The 18,562-nt window shown below is 47.1% G+C and carries 12 protein-coding genes; 6 read left to right on the top strand and 6 right to left on the bottom strand.

Translation table 11 applies throughout. The features are described from left to right. Positions 1-31: 31 nt before the first annotated feature. Positions 32-1,399: a radical SAM family heme chaperone HemW gene (gene hemW, locus QUB61_RS25675; protein ID WP_333132932.1), complete on the bottom strand. Its 1,368-nt coding sequence runs from the start codon at positions 1,397-1,399 to the stop codon at positions 32-34. 377 nt (positions 1,400-1,776) lie between these two features. On the opposite strand from hemW, the gene QUB61_RS25670 reads away from it, so the two are divergent. After that, positions 1,777-2,856 (top strand): PIN/TRAM domain-containing protein, encoded by a 1,080-nt coding sequence (locus QUB61_RS25670; protein WP_333132933.1) that lies wholly within the window; start codon positions 1,777-1,779, stop codon positions 2,854-2,856. A 310-nt stretch (positions 2,857-3,166) separates the two neighbouring features. On the opposite strand, the gene QUB61_RS25665 is transcribed toward QUB61_RS25670, so the two are convergent. Beyond that, positions 3,167-3,739: a Uma2 family endonuclease gene (locus tag QUB61_RS25665; RefSeq protein WP_333132934.1), complete on the bottom strand. Its 573-nt coding sequence runs from the start codon at positions 3,737-3,739 to the stop codon at positions 3,167-3,169. 93 nt (positions 3,740-3,832) lie between these two features. Then, complete coding sequence (locus QUB61_RS25660; RefSeq protein ID WP_333132935.1) at positions 3,833-6,043, bottom strand: Tex family protein; 2,211 nt, start codon at positions 6,041-6,043, stop codon at positions 3,833-3,835. Between the two features lie 169 nt (positions 6,044-6,212). Between QUB61_RS25660 and QUB61_RS25655 the strand changes: the two genes are divergently transcribed. Further along, positions 6,213-7,073 carry a Uma2 family endonuclease gene (locus QUB61_RS25655; protein ID WP_333132936.1) on the top strand — a complete coding sequence of 287 codons (861 nt, stop codon included), beginning with the start codon at positions 6,213-6,215 and terminating at the stop codon, positions 7,071-7,073. A gap of 98 nt (positions 7,074-7,171) precedes the next feature. Here QUB61_RS25655 and QUB61_RS25650 read toward each other — a convergent pair whose 3' ends face one another. From QUB61_RS25650 to QUB61_RS25640, 3 genes are all read right to left on the bottom strand, one after another. Continuing rightward, positions 7,172-8,104, bottom strand: a complete 933-nt coding sequence (locus QUB61_RS25650; protein ID WP_333132937.1) for a class II fructose-bisphosphate aldolase — start codon at positions 8,102-8,104, stop codon at positions 7,172-7,174. Between the two features lie 212 nt (positions 8,105-8,316). Continuing rightward, complete coding sequence (locus QUB61_RS25645) at positions 8,317-9,138, bottom strand: phosphoadenylyl-sulfate reductase (RefSeq protein WP_333132938.1); 822 nt, start codon at positions 9,136-9,138, stop codon at positions 8,317-8,319. After that, the gene (locus QUB61_RS25640) at positions 9,135-9,281 is read right to left on the bottom strand and encodes a hypothetical protein (RefSeq protein ID WP_333190173.1); all 147 of its coding nucleotides are present in this window, start codon (positions 9,279-9,281) and stop codon (positions 9,135-9,137) included. Before QUB61_RS25640 ends, QUB61_RS25645 begins: the two co-directional genes overlap by 4 nt. Positions 9,282-10,327: 1,046 nt before the next feature. On the opposite strand from QUB61_RS25640, the gene QUB61_RS25635 reads away from it, so the two are divergent. From QUB61_RS25635 to QUB61_RS25620, 4 genes are all read left to right on the top strand, one after another. Further along, positions 10,328-10,576, top strand: a complete 249-nt coding sequence (locus tag QUB61_RS25635) for a hypothetical protein (protein WP_333132939.1) — start codon at positions 10,328-10,330, stop codon at positions 10,574-10,576. 903 nt (positions 10,577-11,479) lie between these two features. Beyond that, complete coding sequence (locus QUB61_RS25630; RefSeq protein ID WP_333132940.1) at positions 11,480-11,845, top strand: response regulator; 366 nt, start codon at positions 11,480-11,482, stop codon at positions 11,843-11,845. Positions 11,846-12,105: 260 nt separating this feature from the next. After that, positions 12,106-12,606, top strand: coding sequence for a chemotaxis protein CheW (locus QUB61_RS25625; RefSeq protein ID WP_333132941.1), 501 nt, complete (start codon positions 12,106-12,108; stop codon positions 12,604-12,606). 90 nt (positions 12,607-12,696) lie between these two features. Continuing rightward, positions 12,697-18,489, top strand: a complete 5,793-nt coding sequence (locus QUB61_RS25620; RefSeq protein WP_333132942.1) for a PAS domain S-box protein — start codon at positions 12,697-12,699, stop codon at positions 18,487-18,489. Positions 18,490-18,562: the final 73 nt, after the last annotated feature.

Genomic DNA, 18,562 nt, shown 5'->3' with positions numbered 1-18,562 from the left:
CTTACCGGGGGGTGTACTTCCTCAGACAGAGCTAATTATCCTCGCCTAACTTGCTGAACAAATCGGCTAAAATTGTATTAGAAAATAAAAAACCGTCGGGATCGCTCAACCTCAAATTGCCCGAAAGCGGCAGTTTCGCGCCCTCGCCTAAAGTTGCGTGAAGCGGAGCTATCCCGTAGGGAATCGCCCTATCCTCAGTCATAATTTCCACCCATCCTTGCCGCCAGTAGGGCTGCAAACAACGCCAAATTTTATCGACGGTTTGCTGAGTAAACTTTTGAGTCAGCGCCGACAGGCTAACTCCTTCTGCTAAACGCAAACCTAGCATCAGCGTTTCTAACAAAACGTCATTGTCTGAGACTTGAAAATTTTGCTCAATTTCTCGATCCCTATCTGGCTGGGTTTCCCCTCCAAGTTTTGAGGTAGCAGGGGAATTGAGGCGAGACATCGATCGCACCCACTGATAATATTCTTGAGTTTTGCGAGGCCTTGTCAACCTCCGGCCTTCCACGTAACTCGCCGCCCCCATGCCCAAGCCGTAATAAGGGCGATTTTCCCAATAAACGCGGTTGTGGCGGCACTGATAGCCATCGCGAGCGTAATTAGAAATTTCATAATGTTCGTAGCCAGCACCGGTGAGAATTTCCCGCGCCAAACGGTACATACCAGCAGCGGTTTCATCTGCTGGTAGCGGCTGCGCCCCTGCTTGAAAGTAGCGCCCGAAAGCAGTTCCATGCTCAACAATTAAGTCGTAACTCGACAGGTGAGTCGGGCTAATTTCCACCGCCGATTGCAAGGAAGCTTCCCACTGTTCTAAAGTTTGGTGCGGCAGTCCCGAAATCAGGTCTAAACTGAAATTGACCATACCAGCCGATCGAATTATTTTTACCGCTTCAAAAATATCAGCGACAGAATGCGATCGCCCGCAAGCTTGCAGCAATTCATCCTGAAAAGCTTGCACTCCCAAACTAACTCGATTTACTCCCGCCGCTGCATATCCCCGCAACTGTTCTAAAGTAAACGTACCCGGGTCTATTTCTATAGAAATTTCCGCCTCAGCAGCAATCCCAAATTTGCCGTCGAGAGTCTCTAAAATATTGCTCAACTGAGTGACAGAAAGCAGCGAAGGCGTGCCGCCACCAAAAAAAACTGTTTTCAGAGATGCGCCTAAATTTTTAGTTTCTTGAATTTCTTGACACAGTACAGCAACGTATTGCATAATTGTGCCGGAATTCTCGCCATGTTTGCGATCGCCCACCACAAAAACCGGAAAATCGCAGTAGTAACAGCGGCGGCGACAAAAAGGTACGTGCAGGTAAGCCGAACTGGGAATGCCGGAATTTGCCACTTGCGCACTTTTTTTTAATTCAAATGTTAAATAATCTGTGGTAGGGTTCATTAGCTCTGGAGCCGCAAGCTCAACATCAAATCTAAAGTTTTAATTAAACTGTTATGAATAATTATGTATATTATGACATTTTGTTAGCAAAAAAGCGCTGCAAACGATCGGCTCTTGTAGTTTAACCTCGTACCAGTTTCGAGCTGCCACAATTCCCGGACAGCTCGCAGGGCGGTCTATTCGCACCTCGTGCCTGCTTTCGGCGGGGCGTGGTAAATGCCGATCGACTCGGCGGCACATCCCGCAAAGGGTACAACGGCGAAATATAAGTTTATGAAAAGCCCTGAGTAAAGATAGCGATATCCGACCAAAGCATGAAAACAAGTATCAGCACTGAAAAGATATAATGTGAATAAATTCATTAACAACTAGAACTAATGCTAGACGCAATCATAATTATCTCATTCATAATCGCAGGCGGAGGCATCGGCTATTACGGAGTCGAACTGCTGCCGAGCAATCTGCTGCAGCAAGTTACAAATATACAAGGTTTAAGTTCTGTACTAGGCTCCTTTGGAGCATTAATCGGCTTCGTGATGGGATTAGTGGCTCAAACAACCTATCGCCGTCTGGAAAAACAAGTCCGCGATCTGCCAGTGGAGATGCTGCTGACGCGGGCGATCGGCTTAATCATCGGACTGCTAGTAGCGAACTTAATGCTGGCTCCGCTGTTCCTGCTGCCAATTCCCCGCGAGTTCGGCTTCATCAAACCTCTAGTCGCAGTCTTGGGTAGCGTCATGTTCGGCTTCACAGGCGTCAGTTTGACCGACACCCACGGCCGCGCTTTCTTGCGGCTGATCAACCCCAAAAGCTTTGACACGGTGTTGGTAGCCGAAGGTACCTTCAAACCAGCAAGTGCCAAAGTTGTCGATACTAGCTGCATTATTGACGGTCGAATTGAAAACCTGCTAGAAACAGGTTTCCTCGAAGGTCAAATTATCGTGCCGCAATTCGTGCTCCAAGAACTGCAACTGGTAGCTGATTCCGCCAACGATCAAAAGCGAGTGCGCGGGCGCCGCGGCTTAGATGTACTCAACCGCATCAAAGAAACATATCCAGAACGGATTCAAATTCACTCGGCAGACTACGAAGATCTTGCCACAGTCGATGCGAAATTAGTCCGGTTCGCTTTGGAGATCGACGGCATTTTGCTCACCAACGATTACAACTTATCGAAAGTAGCTACCGTCCAAAAACTGCCGGTTTTGAATATCAACGATTTGACTCATGCGGTGCGGCCCACTTATTTGCCGGGAGATACGATCGAACTAAAAATCCGCAAAGAAGGCAAAGAACCCTCTCAGGGAATCGGTTACTTGGATGACGGCACAATGGTTGTCGTAGAAGCAGGAAGCAGCTATGTCGGCGGCGAAGCCCGAGTCGTAGTCACCAGCGCCCTGCAAACCAGCGCCGGCCGCATGATATTCGCCCGCCCTCAAGAGTCCCTTATTGTTTGAAACTGAGTAACAATGGCCAGGGCAATCAGAATCAAATATTGCGATCGCTGTTCCCAATCTGCCCCGACTCTCTACCGCGCCCGGTATGACGAGTCGGGGCAGTGGTTTTTTTTGTGTCTTAAATGTTGGGGATCGGTAAGTAAAAACAATCCTTTTTACTTCTACGGCGGCACTTGGAAAGCCACCCAGAAAAAATAGCAATTACCAGCTTCTTCTTCTCTTCTCTTCCTTCGCGTCCTTCGCGTCTTCGCGGTTCAATCATCTCCAGATCTAATTCCGCATTATTCCAGTGATTCAGGAGTAATTAAAATCAAGTAATCTCGATCGCATCTTCATACAATATCTCGATCGCACAGCTAAAATTAACGCTAGCAAACTGAACCTCTTGTCCTTGAGTGTAAGGATAAAGCACCCACAAACCCTCTGCATTCCGGCGAAAACACTCTACACTAACTCTTTCTTGATTGATTAATACATACTCTTGCAAACTTTCAGAAGTGCGGTAATCAGCAAATTTATCGCCTCTGTCAAAAGCCGCTGTAGTCGGCGATAAAACTTCCACAATTAAGCGCGGGTAGCGAATGAAATCTTCATCAGCATTTTTGTCTCGTTCATCACAACTAACCGCTACATCGGGATAGTAATAGAAATTTGATGCCTCAATCCGAACTTTCATATCTGCCATGTAAGTTATGCAGCCACTCCCCCGAAGATGATTTCTCAACAGTGCAAACGCATTTCCCGAAATGATAACATGAGCTTTGCTTGCCCCTGCCATTGCATAGATTTCACCTTGCCTGTACTCGTGTTTGATCGGACTGACTTTCTCGGCTGCTAAATAATCTTCAGGAGAGACGTAGGTGTCGCTTTTACTTGCAACCATATAAATTTGAGGTTGGTGAGGATTACACAATTATAGCCGTAGCACGGGCGAGGGCGGGACGCCATCGCCCTTTTTCAGCTTTCCCCCAAAGTTTCAACGTCGGCGCGGGGGCGGAAGCCTCGCGCTATTGCCATTTTGCGGTTGCGGTTTTTCTTGCAGCTTCATTGTCAAACTAACCCGCTTTAACTTCTCATTCACCTCCAAAACCCGCACTTTCACAACTTGCCCGACTTTAACAATCTGTTTCGGGTCATCTACGAATCGATCGGCTAATTGAGAAACATGAACCAAACCATCTTGGTGCACTCCCACATCAACAAAGGCTCCAAAGTTAGCTACATTCGTGATTATGCCTTCTAATTCCATCCCAACTTGCAAATCGGAGATTTCTTTGATTCCTGCTTGGAAAGTGGCATATTTAAACTCGGCACGCGGGTCTCTTCCCGGTTTTTCTAGTTCGGAAATAATGTCTCGGAGTGTTGGTTCACCGACTTTTTCGGTGACATATTTCTTGATGTTTACAGTCTTGATTTTTTCCGAAATTTGTGTTATTCCTGTCAGCGGCAAGTCTAAATCCTTGGCGATCGCCTGCACGACAGGATAACTTTCTGGATGAACTGCTGTATTGTCCAGGGGGTTTTCGCCGCCGCGAATGCGGAGAAACCCGGCTGCTTGTTCAAAAGCTTTTGGTCCGAGTTTGGGAACTTTCAGGAGTTGGCGGCGATTTTTAAATGCGCCGTTTTCGTTGCGGTAATTGACGATATTTTTGGCAACTGTGGCCGTCATTCCCGATACAAATGTCAGCAGTTCTTTCGAGGCTGTGTTTAAGTCAACTCCGACATAATTAACGCAGCTTTCGACGGTTTCGTCGAGTTTCTTTTTGAGCAGTTTTTGGTCAACATCGTGCTGGTATTGACCGACTCCTATTGATTTCGGGTCGATTTTCACGAGTTCGGCGAGGGGGTCTTGCAAGCGCCGTCCGATGCTGACTGCGCCGCGGACGGTGATGTCGAGGTCGGGAAATTCGGCGATCGCCACCTCGCTGGCTGAATAAATCGATGCACCGGATTCATTCACCATGACTTTAATCGGTTTCCTGTCCATTTGGGCCAAAACTTCCGAAACAAATTCGTCTGTTTCCCGGGAAGCTGTACCGTTGCCGATCGCGATTAATTCAATTTTATATTTTTCAATTAAATGCTTGACAATTTTACCAGCTTGTTGTCGCTGAGCGGCCGCTTGGTGGGGAAAAATTGCTTGATATTCTAAAAATTGCCCGGTTTCATCTAGGGCGGAAACTTTACACCCCGTGCGAAATCCCGGATCGATCGCCAGTGTCGGTTTCATTCCCGCCGGCGCCGACAGCAGCAACTCGCGGAGGTTGGTTTCAAAAGTGGCGATCGACTCGATATCAGCGACGGCTTTGTTGTGCGATCGCACTTCTGTAATTAACGAAGTCTTCATCAGTCGGTTGAAGGCATCCTTCAAAGTCGATCGATAAAACTCTTTAACTTCCGGTATCCTAGTTCTAATTTCCTGAGCTTCCAAATAAGCCATCACTGCGGATTCATCAAAAGCCAGTTCCAAATCTAAGACTCCTTCCGTTTCCCCCCGAAACAGCGCTAACATATTGTGCGACTGAACGCTTCTCGCAGCAACTTGGTAATTGCGGTACATTTCAAATTTAGTGCTTCCTTCCGGGAAATCATCTTTAATTTTCGAGACAAAAACTCCTGTTTTCATTAAAAACTCTCGCAAATAAGCCCGCAATTCTGCTTTTTCCGAAACCGCTTCCGCCAAAATATCCGCAGCACCTTTGAGAGCTTCTTCTGCTGTTTTAACTCCCTTTTCTTCCGAAATGTATTTAGCTGCTTCCGCCTCCAAATCTGCTGGTTTAGCCGTCGGTAAGTTCAGAGACTTGATAAATTCTGCCAGCGGTTCCAAACCTTTTTCCCTAGCAATTGTCGCTCGCGTCCGCCGCTTGGGTTTGTAAGGCAGATAAAGGTCTTCTAGTTCGTTTTTTTGCAAACACGATTCGATTTTAGCTTGCAGTTCTTCAGTGAGTTTCCCCTGAGAGCTAATCGTATCTAAAATCGATTTTTTGCGGTCTTCTATTTCCGTCAGATACGTGAAGCGATCGGAGATGTCCCGCAACTGAATTTCATTCAGCAAATCCGTGCGTTCTTTGCGGTAGCGGGCAATAAACGGAATAGTTGCTCCCTCGGCGAAAAGTTCCAGAGCATTATTGACTTGAGACAGATGAATGGAAAGTTCTTGAGCAATCAGTTGAGGAATGTCGATCATAGTGCAGAAGTTCGGGTCAGTCGATTTTAGATTTTAGATTTTAGATTTTAGATTGGCTTCACGGAAGAGAGGAAGAAAAGTTTGAAATAAACGTTTTACAGGGTGTTGGCGCTCGTCCTGCAAGTATAAAAATGATGTTAGCATAAATGCAGTCATTTCTCAATATTATATGTTGCCTTTTAAATATCCTGTGCCGCAAACCGATCCGCCGCGATCGCCCAGAGAAACGCTGCCGACCATGTACGATTTACCCAGCGAAGACCCGGAGGAACCTGGTTTGCCTGACGAATTTCACGATTTGCAGCCGCAGTTGTTGACCCTGACGTTTCGACCTCGGAATTATCCGGCTTCTGAGATATTTAGCGGCACCGACATGAACCTTTATTATGACGTGCATCACACTCTGCGGCACAAGCGGCCGGATTGGTTTGGAGTTGTGGGAGTTCCCCGACTTTACGATCGATCCGAACTGCGAATTAGTTATGTTACTTGGCAGGAAGGCGTGAATCCTTTTGTAATTGTAGAACTGCTTTCGCCGGGAACGGAAAAAGAAGATTTAGGCGACAATACCGATGAAGAAAAGTTGCCACCTCAGTCGGGAAACACTGCGGGTAACGGGCAAGTTTTGGAGGCCGAGACGAAGGAGGAACCGCCCAGAAAATGGGAGGTTTACGAGCAAATTTTGCGGGTTCCTGTTTATGCCGTTTTCAGCCGCTATACTAACAAATTGCGAGTGTTTGAATTGAAGGGCGGACACTATCAAGAATTAGAATTGCCCGAGTCGCGAGTGTGGATTCCTGACCTAAGTTTGGGCTTGGGTTTGTGGCAAGGGGAGTTTCAGGGAATCGATCGACTGTGGTTGCGCTGGTATGATGTTGATGGCAATTGGATTCTCACTGAAGCGGAACAGCAACTGCAGCGGGCCGAGTCAGCGGAATCTAGGGCTCAACAAGCGGAAGCTCAATTGCAGTCTTTAATTCGGCGGCTGCGGGAATCTGGCATCGATCCCGATCGATTTTTAAACGGTTAGAGAAGACTGAAGTCCTGACTAAAAACTGGTTCGCAGTCAAGACTTTAGTTTTTTTTTGACTTCAAAAGAAGACTCTGGATCCTCACTACACACAGGCTTTAAGAGTTGATAAGAACTTGATTAGTTTCCGCTTGTTTGTCGCTGGTACTCTTTGCGGTGAATTCATCCGCGTAGGGAGATTGATGCAAATAAGCTTTTCCGGCCGAACCAAAAAGTTGCAGTTTGTCAGAAATGACCGATCGCATGGCATCGATCGCCTTTTCCATTACTTCCAACAAATCTGGATCTGACAAAGAACTGCTAGTTTTTAACACGTCCATATAAGCTTCGCGAACTTCCGTATTCACATTAAATTTAGATACTCCTAATTTAATAGATTGATCGATCATTGATTCCGGCAAACCGCTAGCACCGTGTAGCACTAACGGCACTGAAACAGAAGCGCGGATTTTTGCTAAACGCGGGAAATCGAGTTTGGGTTCGCTGAAATATTTGCCGTGAACGTTGCCAATTGTTACTGCTAAAAAATCAACCTTAGTTTCTTTAATAAACTCTACTGCTTCCAATGGATCTGTCATTTTTGCGGCTTTTTCTTCGATAGTCAAACCGTCTTCCGTGCCGCTAATTCTGCCGATTTCTGCTTCCACTACCGCACCGTTAGCGTGGGATAATTTAGTCATTTCGCGCGTAAATATTAAGTTTTGTTCGTAGGGCAAAGGAGAACCGTCTGCCATAATTGATTTGATGCCGGCGCCTAGGGCGAGATGAATGTCTTTTTGTGAGGTGCTGTGATCTAAGTGTACTGCGATCGGCACTAAAGATTTGCGCGCGGCTTCCATGCAAAGCGCGACTAAAGGCGATTTTCCGTATTTGAGGGCGCTGGGGTGAAGTTGCAGCATAGCAGGACTTTGCAGCGCTTCGGCGGCATCGATGACGGCTTTTACTCCTTCGAGGTTGTAGACGTTAAAAGCGCCGATCGCATAAGCGTTTCTCCGGGCCGTGTTCAGCAATTCGCTAGTTGACGCGAGCATAAGTACCTGGCTTAAAAACTTTTCTGAATGTTAATCATCCTATCAAAGTTCGGTTGCAAGCTTATCTTAATTTTTATTTCTTGTAATTGCGAATTCTTAGGCTACTATTTGTGCGATCCGCCTTGATTCTTGAGTAAGGTGCGCGGTCTGGCGCACCCTACTATTTATGTGATGCGCACTTATTCTTGCGCACCCTACGACTAATCCCTTGACTATTTTTGTGCGTTACCAGCGTGCAAACCGCACTCTTTTACCGTCGCTTCTTCCCACCACCAGCGACCTTCGCGTTCGTGTTGGCTGGGCAATATCGGCTTCGTACAAGGTTCGCAACCAATGCTGACAAAACCGCGTTCGTGCAACTTGTTGTAAGGCACCTCCAAAGCGCGAATGTATTCCCAAACCTCTGCCGAAGACCAGTTTGCTAAGGGGTTGAATTTAATTAATTCATGGTCGGGAGTTGAGAATGCACTGTCAACTTCAATGACCGGAATACCGTTGCGGGTACTGGGACTTTGGTCTTTCCGCTGACCAGTAATCCAAGCATCGAGAGTATTCAGTTTACGGCGCAGCGGCTTGACTTTCCGCACACCGCAGCATTCTTTGTGACCGTCTTGATAAAAACTAAACAATCCCTTTTCTTCTACTAGGGCTTGTACTTCTGCTGCATCGGGAAACATTACTTCTAATTTAATGCCGTAATGTTTTCTGACTCGATCCAAAAACTCATAGGTTTCTGAGTGCAAGCGTCCGGTATCTAGGGTGAAAACGCGGAAATTTTTGGTAATTTTTGAGGCCATATCGATCAGAACTACATCTTCAGCCCCGCTGAAAGAAATTGAGATATTGTCAAAATTTTCTAGGGCAAATTTGAGAATTTCTCGCGGTGTTTTTTGACTGTATTCTGCTTCTAGGGCGGCAATGTTGAGATTTCTTTGGATGGCAACCATATTTTCGGGTCTGAGCGTGTTCTTTTCCTCTAGTCCTTTATTATAGCCGATCGCCGTCTCTCTCTCACCGATGAATTTGACAATCAAGCAATTTGGTCCGGAACCCCCGGATTCATCCGTGGAGCGAGGAAAAAGCTTTGAATCCCGATCGCCAGCCCCCCGGGTTTATCAGTGAGGTCGCTTTCTTCAATCTCTTCAATTTCTTCAATTTCTTCAATCTCAAATCTCAAATCTCAAATCTCAAATCGACTGATTCATCCGTGAAGCGAGAAAAAAGCTCGGAATGCTCCTCACCAGCCCTCGGATCGATCAGTGGGAGCGGTTTCTTCAATTCTAAAATTTAAAATCTAAAATCTAAAATCTATAGCCCCCGGATTTATCAATGGGAGCGCTTTCTTCAATTCTAAAATCTAAAATCTAAAATCTAAAATCGATAGCCCCCGGATTTATCAATGGGAGCGCTTTCTTCAATTCTAAAATCTAAAATCTAAAATCTAAAATCTATAGCCCCCGGATTTATCAGTGGGAGCGCTTTCTTCAATTCTAAAATCTAAAATCTAAAATCTAAAATCGATAGCCCCCGCATTTATCAATGGGAGCGCTTTCTTTAAATCTAAAATCTAAAATCTAAAATCTAAAATCGATTTAGCTCTCCGTTGCGCTGATTAAATAATTTAGCCAGCACCTGGGCACTGCATTGACAGAGTTAGGACTCCACAGCAGATAGCTGTGCGAGGACAAATTAAACGCACGGCGGGTTTACTTATCCAAAACTTATATACAACACTCAATAAACCCGGTTATTTTACGCAAACACCCGGTTTCTGCCTGAGTCATATTATCGTTTTAGCTGGGGTGTAGCAGATGTTGAAGAAATAAGGAACGAGGAACAAGGAAGTTGCAATCTTCAGCTCATGTTTCAGCAATTAAGAACTTCCTCACCGTTTGGGCGGTTGCTATATTAGTTTGATCGATATAGCAATCCTTGCAGGAGTCGTAAATTTTTTACCCCACCCCAACCCTCCCCTTACAAAGGGTAGGGAGTAAGAAATTCACAAAGGATTTAGGATTGCTATATAATTCTGATTTTTCCCCCACCGTTTCACTTTTTTTGCCTATTTTAAGAAAAGTTAAGTTTATTTCATGAATCTAACTGTTAGTTGGCAGTCGGCTGAAAAAAATGATATGATGCAAAGAAGGAAGCATTACCTCAAGGCGCTCTACATCAAAATTTAAGGTCAAAGTCGAGAGTCAAAAAATCAAGAAAATTAAACTTTTGAAAAAAGGGGAAGCCACTCTTAGTAATAATGCTAGATACTGTTTAACTAGAGAAAAAACATTTGTAGCCACTGCGGAGTCACCTGTAAGCGATCGCCCACTCGGCGCTTGGGGAATTGGCACCCAATCCTCCAAATCTCCCGCCTACAATCCCACAGGCTACCACACAGGCTCTGTCTGGTCACAGGACAACGCTTTGACAGCTTTGGGATGGCGATCGCGATCCGCCGCATCGAATCAGCTCTAGAAGTAGCTCAAGGCTGATTTGACATGACATTGCTGCAACCCTAGGAGGGTCCCCCCGAACTTTTCGGCGGCTACGATCGCAACAGCCCGAGCGATCGCTCCGTGCAGTATTTTTCAACTGCTGCAAATGATGTTAAATTTAGGATAAGCTGTCGCGCATTTAAATTGTATATTCAGGGCGGGCGGGACACCCCACAAGACTTTGATTTTTTTTGACATACAATTTAAATGCCGCAACAGCTTAGTACGCTCCGGAAAATTAATTGCGAATTATCGCTTCTCCCCTGCCCGAATCTATTCAAAAACTTTGGCTAAATAACTTAAGACTATGCTCAACTTGGCTCGATTGTTCATTTGAGCGCTCGGGTTACTCAACCGCTTGTCGGGTTCCTAAAAAACCGGGCAATTTGCGAGTAATTATCGCAGCTTGAATTTGGGGAACAGGCAATTGGTAATGGGGAATGGCTAATGGCTAATTGCTAATTGATGAGGTGATTGTTCGCGGTGGGTTAACTTTCGCGAGCCGCTCCGAAAGCAATTGCAGGGTTTGAGGTGGTTTCCGTCATCGCGAGCAATGACAACTAGATAAGTCGGAAGAAAGCTAAAAAAAGCTCCTAGAAAATCCGGGTTTTATATTCCACTCGATGGTTATAGTAATAGCTGTTCGTTTGAGGAAAGCCAATTACCAATTACCGATGAATTTATTCACGGCGATTCCGTGAGCGAAGTAAATTTTTATCGCTTTTTATCGCTGACAGCCAACCTTGAGCAATGCGATCGGCTATATTATATTTGGAAGTACATTAATTTGTTCGCTTTCGCGGTCTAGTCTCACAGCCGCCGATCGCGTCAGCTTCTGAATAAATATAGTCGGCCGTCAACAACAGCAAGGAAGTGTGGAATCATGTCAAAAGTTTTAGTAGTGGACGATGTCAAGAGCGAACTAGAAATCATCTGCCGCATTCTTCAAGATGCCGGACTTGAGGTGATGCGGGCTGGCGACGGCGAAGAGGCGATCGCCCTGATCCGAAAAGTGTGTCCGGCTCTGGTCGTTTTAGACGTAGTGATGCCGCGAATGAACGGGTTTGAAGTGATTAGAGAATTGCGGGGCGATCGCGCAACTGCACACTTGCCCGTAGTATTTTGTACTCATAAAAACACCGAGATCGATAAAGCTTGGGGAACCGATTTAGGCGCCGACGCTTACGTCAGCAAACCCTTTGAACCTCAGCAACTCGTCAAGATCGTGAAGCGCCTGCTTTCGGCGTAAACAGAATATAAAGTGCTCGGCAGGTTCCCAAAAAACATTATACCGACAAACCCCGTTTTTTTAAAGAAACTGGGTTTTTGAAGCCCCTAAAAGTTTTATGTTTAATGATAGCTACCTGCTTATTTGCCAAACCCGGGATTTATTTAACCCAAGCATTTGATGCCCAAAACTGATGCTGAAAAACTCGCCGCGAGCGATCGGCTTTCGGACCAAAAGCACAACTCTAATTTGTAAGCTAGACTAGAAACTAAAAATAAGCCATGAACACAACGGCTCCCCCCGCTGCAGGGAATCAGACAAGTGGAACAAAGCAATTTCTCCTGTTCGGTCAAGGAGGCAGTCTGTTCGGCATAGAATTAGAGGCAGTGCGGGAAGTCCTTTCTCTCAAGGAACAACCGATTTCCCCGGTTCCCAACACCCTGCCATTTTTGCTGGGATTAACCAACTTGCGGGGCGAAATCTTAGCAGCAGCAGACTTCGGAGTGTTTGCCGGCATCGAGTCGGTTGATATCTACCACCCAAGCAGCCGCATTTTAGTGGTGGAAGCGCCCGATCCGCGAGACGTGAGATTGTCGAGAATGCGGATGGGATTGGCCGTCTCCCGCGTCGAAGGAGTTTTACCTCTCAATCCCGATCGCATTGTCTCAGCACTAGATGTCAGTCCCGAGCTAGCTCCATTCTTAAAAGGTCTCTACAATTCCCAAGGACGCTTGCTAATGATTGTCGATGTAGAAGCGATCGCCCATTCCGAACGCTGGTAAAAATCAACAATACAGATAAGTCTGCAATCGCTTGCCATCAATAATTTTAACTAACGATCGCCCCTATCCGATTTGCCAATCCTTAATTTTATGATCGAACTTCTTTATACCTGGATCGCAACGACTTTCACCCTGACATTGCCTGACTTCTCGGTATCGCTGGTAGCTGGGGCTGCTAATTTCGTCATTTGTGGGTGTTACTTTACCATCGCCTGGCTAATTAGCTTAGCTTTGTGGCGAAACCGTCAATTCGGGTTCGACATCTTCGCCACAGTCACAGCAGGCATATTTTGGACTTGCGCTTTCGGCCACAGCGGCCACGCCGCCGAATACCTAGGACTGCCGCACTCTCCGGTGGTGCAAACAGTAGTCGATTGGATAACTGTAATTGTGGCGGTCGCTTTTTTGAGTTTGTCCAACCGCTACGTCTTCTTAGTAGGTTCCACCCAAATCCTTAACTCTAAAAAAGAAACAGAACAAGCCCTGAGCGAAACTACCCAGCGATTTCACGCCATCTTCGACCAAGCTTTTCAAGCGATCGCATTATTGGAGTCAGACGGTACTCTGATCGAAGCAAATCAGAGAGCGCTAGAATTGGGCGATTTCCAAGCATCAGAAGTGCTGGGAATGAAATTTTGGCTGACACCTGGGTGGGCATCATCTCCAACCAACCAGCAGCGCCTAAAAACAAACATTAAACAAGTCTCGACCGGCCAGTTTGTCCGGGAAGAATACGAAATCACCGACGCCAACAACGATGTGAAAGTAATTGACGTGTCGTTTAAGCCGCTGTTAAATGCAACAGGAGAAGTATTTCAAATCCTCGCCGAAGGCCGCGACATTACCGAGCGCAAACAGGCAGAAGCCGCATTGCAGCAGCTAACTGCAGAACTAGAGCAGCGAGTGAATGAAAGAACCGAGCAGCTCCTGCAAACTAACGCACAATTGGAACAGGAAATTCTCGATCGCACCGCAGTCCAAGAGCAATTAAAAGCCTCAGAACAATTCTTAAACAACATCCTCAACACCATCCCCGACCCGATTTACGTCAAAGACGAACAGCACCACTGGTTAACATTAAACGATGCCTTTTGTCAATACATAGGTCACAGCAGAGAAGAACTAATTGGCAAATGCTACGACGAGTTCTTGCCCAAAGAGGAAGCAGAGGCAGAGCGAGAAAAAGACGAATTAGCTTTCTTGGCAAATAGCAGCAGCGAAATCCAAAAAACCATCACAGACCCAGCAGGAAATACCCGCTTTGTCTCCCCCAAAAAATCTACCTTTGTAGATGCCGACGGCAGAAAATTTCTCGTTTGCGCGATTAGAGATATCACCCGGCGCGTGCAAATGGAAGAACAACTGCGGCACACACTCGCAGAAGCACAAAGCTCCCAAAGGTTGCTGCGCACAGTCATTGACGCTACGCCAGACTGCATCTTCGTCAAAGATGGAAACTTGCGCTACACCCTAGTCAATGCAGGTTTCGCCGCCGCCTTCGGCAAAACTCAAGCAGAAATTATCGGCAAAGACGACGCAGAAATCGGCATATCGGTCGATCGAATCTTCCCCAACTTCCACGCCGAAACCGATTCCCAGAACCAAATCCAAAACTTCCGAACCGAGAACCACCTCGCCCGGGGCTCCAACGACTTAGGCACCTTAGCTGACGGCAAAGTACATACCTTCGACACCCAGAAATTGCCCCTCAAAGATGCAAAAGGCAACATTTTAGGAATGCTAGGCTTGGCGCGCGACATCACAGACCGCCGCCAATCTGAACAAGAACTATTGCGGTTCAAAGCAATTTTAGAAACCACAACAGACTGGGTAGGCATAGCCGACTCCCAACAGCGCGCCATTTATCTCAACCGCGCCGCCAGAGAAATGTTGGGACTTGGCCCGCACGCAGATTTAACCGGAATCAACGTTTCTGACCTGACATCCCCCAAAAGTATCGAGACTCTTGTGAACGTCGGTATCCCCGCAGCTTGCAGGGACGGAGTGTGGAGTGGCGAGACAGTTTGGCAGAGTTTAGACGGCGAAGAACTACCAGTTTCTCAAGTAGTTATTGCCCACAAATCCGAGAATTCTGAAGTTGAATTTCTCTCAACGATCGCCCGCAACATTACAGAACGCAAGCGCGCAGAAGAAGCCTTGCAGCAGACCTTGCAAATGCTCGACCTTGCCAGCGACGCCTTGATCGTTCGGGATATCAACGGCACGATTAATTATTGGAATCAGGGAGCCGAACGGATGTACGGCTGGACAAAAAAAGAAGCCTTGGGGAAAATCACCCATACTCTATTGCACAGCATTTTCCCCCAGCCTTTAGCAGCTATCTGGGCACAGTTAGAAGAGCAGGATTATTGGGAAGGAGAAATAATTCACACCACCAATTCTGACACCAAAATCACCGTATTCAGCCGCTGGAATTTGCAGCGAGACGAACAGGGAAAACCGAAAGCAATTTTAGAAACTAACAACGATATCACGGAGCGCAAGCAAGCCGAAATCGAAAAGCAAAGATTGATTTCGATCGTAGAAAGCAGCTCGGATTTTATCGGCACGGGCACCCTGGAGGGAGAGGCAACATACCTGAATCCCGCTGGAATGAAACTAGTAGGATTGCCAAATATTGAAGAAGTCAAAAGCAAAAATGTTTATGACTTCTTCTCAGCAGAAGATGTTAAGTTTTTCAAAGAAGAAATCCTGCCGCCTACTGTGCGAGACGGTTTTTGGCAAGGTGAATTCCGCTTGAGGAACTTTCAAACCGACGAAAACATTCCGGTTGACTTCACCATATTTACCGTCAAAAACCCAGAAACCGGCGAGCCGATCGGGTTGGCAACAGTTACTCGCGACATCAGCGATCGCAAACGCGCAGAAGAGATGCTGCGCGATCGCGAAAGACTATTCCGAGCCATTTTCGATCAATCGTTCCAATTAGTGGGGCTGCTCAAACCAGACGGCACCGTTTTGGAAGTCAACCAAACAGCCCTCGAGGTCGCCGGACTGAGGCGCGAAGACTTCGTAGGGACGCAGTTTGTAGATAATTTGTGGTGGCAAATTTCCCCAGAAGCCAAGCAAAAAGTGCAAGCTGCGCTCGCAAAAGCCGCCGCCGGCGAGGTAGTCCGTTACGAAGCCGACGTGCGAGTTGCTGGGGGTGCTGCGATCACTGTGGACTTCTCCCTCAAGCCGATCGTAGACGACAGCGGCAAAGTCGTGCTGCTGATTCCCGAAGCTCGCGACATCAGCGATCGCAAAGCCCTAGAACGAGAATTAGTTTTGCGTCAAAATCGCTTTGACGCATTTTTCAGAGCCGCCCCCACCTCAATGTGTATTTTTGACGAGCAGTTGCGTTTCGTGCAAGTCAACGAGAAATTAGCGGAAACCACCGGCCCCTCAGTTGCCGAACACCTCGGTAAGACGATGAGGGAAGTTGTACCCGAAATGAGCGATAACCTAGACCCGATGTTGCAGCAGGTTCTCGCCACCAATCAACCGTTGTTAAATCTTGAGGTGTCGGGAGCGCTCTTCAAGGAACCGGGCGTCGTGCGAGATTGGCTGGCGTCATACTTTCCTTTGCCCGGATCTGACGGCAAACCCATCGGTATCGGGTGTGTGGCGATCGAAATTACCGATCGCAAAAAAGCAGAAGTAGAGCGCGATCGATTTTTTACCCTTTCCCTAGACTTAGTTTGTATTTTAGATTTTGAAGGCAGATTCAAGCGCCTCAATCCGGCTTGGGCAACAACCCTCGGCTACACCCTAGAAGAAGTGGAAGACCAATCTTTTCTCTATTTCCTCCATCCAGACGATCGCGAAGAAAGCATAGCCGCAGCAAAAAGAATAACCGAGGGTACCGAAATAAAGTTCTTTGAAAATCGCTACCGCTGCAAAGACGGTTCCTACAGGTGGCTGTCGTGGAAAGTGCGACCTGAAACCGAACAAAAGCTCATGTATGCAGTGGCCCGCGACGTTACCGAAAGCAAACACGCGATGGTGCAACTGGAAACAACAACAGCCCAATTAGCCAGTTCCGAAGAGCAATTTCGCCAGCAAAGCAATCTCTTGCAACTGCTAATAGACAGCATTGGCGACGGCATAATTGCTGCCGACGAAAATAGCAATTTTATTTTGTTCAACCCCGCCGCCCAAGATATCTTTGGCATGGGTGCGACAGATTATCGTCCCAACGAATGGTCGGCAAAATACGGTTTATTCTTGCCCGATACCGTAACTCCCTATCCCCCAGCCGAAATACCTTTAGCGCGCACGGTTCGAGGAGAAGCCTTTGACGACGTAGACCTTTTCACCCGCCACGCTGGCAAGCCTGACGGTCTGTGGGTGAAAGTTAACGGCCGGCCGCTCAGAGACGAAACGGGGGCGCTTAAAGGCGGCGTAGTCGTTTGCCGCAACGTCACCGAACAAAGAGCATCCCAGCAGCGAATGCAGCAGTTGGCCGAGACACAGGAACGCTTGCTGCAAGAACTAAAAACTCGGCAAAATGCCCTAGACGAAGCTGCGATCGTCAGCGAAACTGACCCCAAAGGCATGATTACCTACGCCAACGACAGATTCATTGAAATATCCGGTTACAGCATGGGAGAACTTCTGAACCACAACCACCGCCTCATCAATTCGGGCTACCATCCCCAATCATTTTTTCCAGAAATGTGGGCGACAATTTCTCGCGGTTTGGTGTGGAAAGGGGAAATCAAAAACCGACGCAAAGATGGCTCGTTTTACTGGGTAGATTCGACGATCTCCCCCATCTTTGATACCAGTGGCAAAATAGTCAAATATATCGCCATTCGCTTTGACATCACCGAGCGCAAAGAGGCAGAAGAACGACTGGAAAAATTGGCAGCAGAACGCAAAGCTGAAGCTGATTCTCTGACGCAGCAAGTCCTCAAATTGTTGGGAGAAATTAAAGGCGCTGCTCAAGGCGACTTGACAGTCAGGGCGGAAGTGACTAACGACGTTTTAGGTGCTGTCGCCGACTCTTTCAACTTCTTAATCAGTTCTCTGCGGAAGGTGGTAACGGGAATTCAAACTTTAGCCGAACAGGTAACATCTGCCACCGGCGAGTCAATTAACAATACCAGTCAACTCACCCAACAGGCGGAAATTCAAGCAGCAAAAATATCTGCCATCATGCGGGAAATCGAGCGGATTGTGAATTCGATCCGCGACGTGCGAGATGTTTCGGTGCGCGCCGAAACAGTTGCCCAGCAGTCTTCTCAAACGGCTGAAGTCGGCGGTCTGGCGGTCGATCGAGCTGTCGAAGGCATTAACGGGCTCCGGGTGACGATCGCCTCTACCTCAAAAATGATGAAGCGTTTGGGTGAATCTTCGCAGCAAATTGGCAAAATTGTGACTTCGATTTCTCAACTTGCTTCGCAAACTAATTTATTAGCTCTGAATGCTACTATTGAGGCGGCGCGAGCCGGCGAACAAGGTTTAGGCTTTGCAGTTGTCGCCGAAGAAGTGCGGAAATTAGCAGAAAGATCGGCCGGCGCTACTGAGGAAATCTCCGAAATTGTCGGTACAATTCAAGAAGAAATCAGCCGCGTGATGAAGGCAATGGAATCGGGGACGCTGGAGGTAGTCGAAGGCACTAAGCTGGCAAGCGAAGCTAAAACTCACCTCAATGCCATCATCGAAGTTAGTCGAGAAATGAATGCTTTGGTGCAGAATATTACTCGCGCATCTGCCAAGCAAACTGTTTCGGCTGAGGAAGTTTCTAACAGTATGCAGCAAGTCAACGAGATTGCTAATACGACTGCACAAAAAGGTGCGGATGTCAAGGCTTCTTTGGACGATCTCTCTGGTTCGGTCAGCAAATTGCAAAAGTCGGTGGCGAATTTCCGCAGTTAGTCATTAGTCATTAGTCATTAGTCATTAGTCATTAGTCATTAGTCATTAGTCATTAGTCATTAGTCATTAGTCA

The sequence above is a fragment of the Microcoleus sp. C2D2 genome, from assembly GCF_036702495.1.
GTDB lineage: Bacteria > Cyanobacteriota > Cyanobacteriia > Cyanobacteriales > Microcoleaceae > Microcoleus.
The sequence above is the reverse complement of the archived record's forward strand: the minus strand, read 5'-3'. Positions and strand labels throughout refer to the sequence as shown.

Bases quoted from the DNA above. Each gene is read 5' to 3' on its own strand.
- hemW (WP_333132932.1), bottom strand. From the start codon at position 1,399: ATGAACCCTACCACAGATTATTTAACATTTGAATTAAAAAAAAGTGCG.
- QUB61_RS25655 (WP_333132936.1), top strand. From the start codon at position 6,213: ATGTTGCCTTTTAAATATCCTGTGCCGCAAACCGATCCGCCGCGATCG.
- QUB61_RS25650 (WP_333132937.1), bottom strand. From the start codon at position 8,104: ATGCTCGCGTCAACTAGCGAATTGCTGAACACGGCCCGGAGAAACGCT.
- QUB61_RS25620 (WP_333132942.1), top strand. From the start codon at position 12,697: ATGATCGAACTTCTTTATACCTGGATCGCAACGACTTTCACCCTGACA.
- QUB61_RS25665 (WP_333132934.1), bottom strand. From the start codon at position 3,739: ATGGTTGCAAGTAAAAGCGACACCTACGTCTCTCCTGAAGATTATTTA.
- QUB61_RS25625 (WP_333132941.1), top strand. From the start codon at position 12,106: ATGAACACAACGGCTCCCCCCGCTGCAGGGAATCAGACAAGTGGAACA.
- QUB61_RS25630 (WP_333132940.1), top strand. From the start codon at position 11,480: ATGTCAAAAGTTTTAGTAGTGGACGATGTCAAGAGCGAACTAGAAATC.
- QUB61_RS25670 (WP_333132933.1), top strand. From the start codon at position 1,777: ATGCTAGACGCAATCATAATTATCTCATTCATAATCGCAGGCGGAGGC.
- QUB61_RS25660 (WP_333132935.1), bottom strand. From the start codon at position 6,043: ATGATCGACATTCCTCAACTGATTGCTCAAGAACTTTCCATTCATCTG.